Below are 4,047 nucleotides of genomic sequence, written 5' to 3'. Positions count from 1 at the left end.
CCCCGCCTGCAGCAGCCGGCGCGTGTCGCGCGGCAGATCGCCGAGCAGTTCCAGCGCGCCCAGCACGGTGCGACGGCCGCGCCGGGCCATCGCCCGCGGCGCGAACCGCTGCAGCATCACCCGCTCCAGGTACGGGGCGGCGGCGCCGGCCATGTCGAAGTCCGGATCGAGCTGGCGCCCGACCCCTTCCAGGGTCAGGAAGGTCTTGATCATCAGCGCCAGGTCCGCCGGCAGCGCCAGCGCGTGCTGGCGCAGCAGCGCGGTGACGTCGCCGAGCATCGCACCGACCCGCAGGTCCTTCAGGGGCACGCCGCGGTACTGGTCGACGAAGGCGGCGATTTCCAGGTGCAAGCGCGCCTCGTCGACCTCGACTTCGCCGTCGGTCCACTCCAGCAGGATGTCGGCGACCGCCTCGGCGTCCTGGGTGACCAGCCCGTGCAGCAGTTGCACCACCTGGTAGCGGCGCTGTTCGGAGATGCGCCCGACCATGCCGAAGTCGATCACCGCGATGCGCTCGCCGGGCAGGTAGAAGATGTTGCCCGGATGCGGATCGGCGTGGAAACAGCCGTCCTCCAGCACCATCTTCAGCACGATGTCGGCGCCGGTGCGCGCCAATTGGCGACGGTCCAGGCCGGCGGCGTCGACCGCGGCCAGGTCGCGGCCGCCGATGCCGTCGACGAAGTCCTGCACGTTCAAGGTCTCGCAGGTCCATTGCCAGTGCACCCGCGGGATCACGATCTCGTCGTGTCCCTGGAAGTTGGCGGCGATGCGCTCGGCATTGCGGCATTCGCCGGCGAAATCCAGCTCGCGGCGCAGCGACAGGGTGAACTGCTGCACCACCGCGGCCGGGTGATAGCGCTTCAGGTCCGGCGCGCGCGCTTCGACGATCTCCGCCAGCCGCGCCAGCAATCGCAGGTCGGCCTCGATCACCTCGCGGATGCCGGGGCGGCGCACCTTGATCACCACGGCGGTGCCGTCGTGCAGCCGGGCGCGATGGGTCTGCGCCAGCGAGGCGGCGGCCAGCGGGGTTTCCTCGACCTCGGCGAAGATCGCCGTCGGCTCTTCGCCGAGCGCCTCGATCAGCTGCGGCAGGATCTGCGGGTAGTCCAGCGCCGGCGCGGCGTTCTGCAGTTCGCCCAGTTCGTCGATCCATTCCGGCGGCAGCAGGTCCACGCGCGTGGCCAGCACCTGGCCCAGCTTGACGAAGGTCGGGCCGAGGTCCTGGAGGGCGCGCCGCACCCGCTGCGGGGCCGACATGCGCAGCATCTCCTCGGCGTTGTGCCAGTGCAGCAGGCGCCCGGCGCGCTCCAGCACGTCGGCCATGCCGATGCGCCGGACCACGTCGCCGAACCCGTAGCGGATCAGCACCGAGGCGATTTCCTGCAGGCGTCCCAGGTCGCGGACGGTGCTCAACGCCTCCCACATCGCGCTCATCCTCGGGGAAGGCGCGCGGCCACGATCACAGCAACGCGTCCAGGCCGCGCAGGGCCGCCGCCACGGTCTGCCGGCGCACCGCGTCGCGGTCGCCCGGGAAATGGAACAATTGCGCGCTGGCATAGCCGCCGCGGCGCTTCCAGCCCAGCCAGACGCTGCCGACCGGCTTGTCCGCGGAGCCGCCGCCCGGCCCGGCGATGCCGGTCACCGCGACCGCGACGCTGGCGCCGGAATTGACCAGCGCCCCGGACACCATCTCGATCACCGTCTCCCGGCTGACCGCGCCATGATGCTCCAGCGTCTGCGGACGCACGCCCAGCAAGGCCTGCTTGGCCTCGTAGCTGTAGGCGACGATGCCGCAGTCGAAGCAGGCCGAAGACCCGGCGACGTCGGTCATCACCTTGGCGATCCAGCCGCCGCTGCAGCTTTCGGCGGTGACCAGGCGCTCGCGCGCGGTGCGCAAGCGATCGCTGAGCGCGGTGGCCTGTTGCAGCAGATCCGAATCGGTGGGAAGCGTCATGGCACAGCTCGGGAAACCAGTGCGCTTTGTAGCCCAATTCGCCGTGGCTGTCGCGCCTGCGCGTGCCGGCGGATGGCCGGCCGTCAGCCAACGCGGCGCATGGGCCGCGACCACGCCGGCCCGCCCATCGGCGTCGAGCGTGCCGACGCCGGCGTGGACGCGGCACTCAGCGCTGCTGCCACTCCTCCTGCTCGCGCGGCGGCAGCAGCGCGCGGATCGGCGCGCCGTCGGCCGTGGCGGCCAGGCGCTCGGCCTCGGTGATCGGGATGTCCACCTGCAGCAGCCAGCCCTCCTCGTCGGCCTGCTCGCTGCGGATCACCTGCAACTGGTGCAATTGCGAGCGCAGGCGTCCGGCGCTCGGCGGCAGGCGCAGGCTGCCCTGCACGTGGCGCAGGCCCAGGCGCTGGCCGAGCACGTGCTGCAGCAGGTCCAGGCCGCGGCCGTCGCGCGCGGAGATCCACACCCGCTCGCGCCGCGCCGTGTCCGGCACGCCGTCCTGCGCATCGTGACGCACCTCGGCGCCCTCGATGCGGTCGATCTTGTTGAACACCAGCAACTGCGGCAGTTCGCCGGCGCCGACCGCGTGCAGCACCTCGTCGACCTGGGCGATGCGCTCCTCGCGCAGCGGATCGGCGGCGTCGACCACGTGCAGCAGCAGATCGGCCTCGCGCGCCTCGGACAGGGTCGAGCGGAACGCCGCCACCAGCTCATGCGGCAGGTTGCGCACGAAGCCGACGGTATCGGCCAGCATCGCGTTGCCGCCGGGCAGCGCGATGCGCCGCACGGTCGGGTCCAGGGTCGCGAACAACTGGTCGGCGGCGTAGGCTTCGGCGCCGGTCAGCGCGTTGAACAGGGTCGACTTGCCGGCGTTGGTGTAGCCCACCACCGCGATCCGCGGCAGCTCGCTGCGCACCCGCGCGCGGCGCATCTGGGTGTGCTGCACCTCGACCTTCTCCAGCCGCTTCTGCAACTGCTCCACCCGCTTCTGCAGCAGGCGGCGATCGGTTTCCAGCTGGGTTTCGCCGGGGCCGCGCAGGCCGATCGAACCGCCGCGCTGGCGCTCCAGGTGGGTCCAGCCGCGCACCAGCCGGGTGGCCATGTGCCGCAACTGGGCCAGTTCGACCTGCAGCTTGCCTTCGTGGCTGCGCGCGCGCTGGGCGAAGATGTCCAGGATCAGCCCGGTGCGGTCGATCACGCGCCGCTCCAGGTATTTCTCCAGGTTGCGCTCCTGGCCGGGGCTGAGCGCGTGGTTGACCAGAACCAGATCGGCACCGCTGGCGTCGGCGGCGGCCTTGACCTCTTCCAGCTTGCCGCTGCCGATCAGCGTCGCCGGACTCGGCTTGTCGATGCGCGCAGTCACGGTAGCGGCGATGCTGGCACCGGCCGAGCGCGCCAGGTCGGCGAACTCCTCCAGCACATCGTCTTCCAACGGACCGCCCGCGTAGGGCTGGATCAGCAGTGCATGTTCGCCGCGGCGGGACCGATCAAACACCCGCGGCTCCGCACTTCGTTACGGTACTACTCGACTTCATCATCACCCGCACTGCCACCTTCGTTCTGCTGCACATAGCCGCCGCCCGGTCCCACGCGCACGTTGCGCGCCGGCACCACGGTGGAAATGGCGTGTTTGTAGACCATCTGGCTGACGGTATTGCGCAGCAGGACCACGAACTGATCGAACGACTCGATCGTGCCCTGCAGCTTGATGCCGTTGACCAGATACACCGAGACAGGGACCCGTTCGCGACGCAACGCGTTGAGGAAAGGATCCTGCAAGGATTGCCCCTTGGACATGCTTCACTCCCAAATTATTGTTTTTATTGTCCGGGACGGCACTGCAGCTCCCCTGCCGTGGTCCGGAACGTCGATGTTACACAACCGCGGGCGCCAGCACAGCGCGGCGGCGCGCCCGATCAGCCGAGGAAGGCGTCCAGGGCCGCCTGCAGGCGCCCGGCGTCGCGCGCCGGGTCGAACCAGCGGGCATCCTGCTCGCCGCGCAGCCAGGTGAGCTGGCGCTTGGCCAGCTGCCGGGTGGCGGCGATGGCGCGGACGCGGAAGTCCGCCGCATCGCCGACGCCATCCAGGTACTCCCA

4 protein-coding genes and 1 pseudogene are annotated in these 4,047 nt (G+C 70.7%); all 5 read right to left on the bottom strand.

Annotation, left to right across the window (positions count from 1 at the left end):
* A partial coding sequence (gene ubiB / locus D183_RS0120385; protein ID WP_017910625.1) for a 2-polyprenylphenol 6-hydroxylase occupies positions 1-1,425 on the bottom strand: 1,425 nt, incomplete at its 3' end.
* Between the two features lie 34 nt (positions 1,426-1,459).
* Positions 1,460-1,954, bottom strand: a complete 495-nt coding sequence (locus D183_RS0120380; protein ID WP_017910624.1) for a CinA family protein — start codon at positions 1,952-1,954, stop codon at positions 1,460-1,462.
* Positions 1,955-2,120: 166 nt separating this feature from the next.
* Entirely contained in the window at positions 2,121-3,446 is a 1,326-nt protein-coding gene (gene hflX, locus D183_RS0120375) for a ribosome rescue GTPase HflX (protein WP_026144705.1), read from the bottom strand.
* Positions 3,447-3,472: 26 nt separating this feature from the next.
* Positions 3,473-3,748, bottom strand: a complete 276-nt coding sequence (gene hfq / locus D183_RS0120370; protein ID WP_010341316.1) for an RNA chaperone Hfq — start codon at positions 3,746-3,748, stop codon at positions 3,473-3,475.
* Positions 3,749-3,867: 119 nt separating this feature from the next.
* Positions 3,868-4,047: pseudogene (locus D183_RS25465) on the bottom strand (tRNA (adenosine(37)-N6)-dimethylallyltransferase MiaA); the annotation flags it as partial.

The sequence above is a fragment of the Xanthomonas sp. SHU 199 genome (genome assembly GCF_000364665.1).
Lineage (GTDB): Bacteria > Pseudomonadota > Gammaproteobacteria > Xanthomonadales > Xanthomonadaceae > Xanthomonas_A > Xanthomonas_A sontii.
This window is presented reverse-complemented; position numbering and strand designations above follow the sequence as displayed.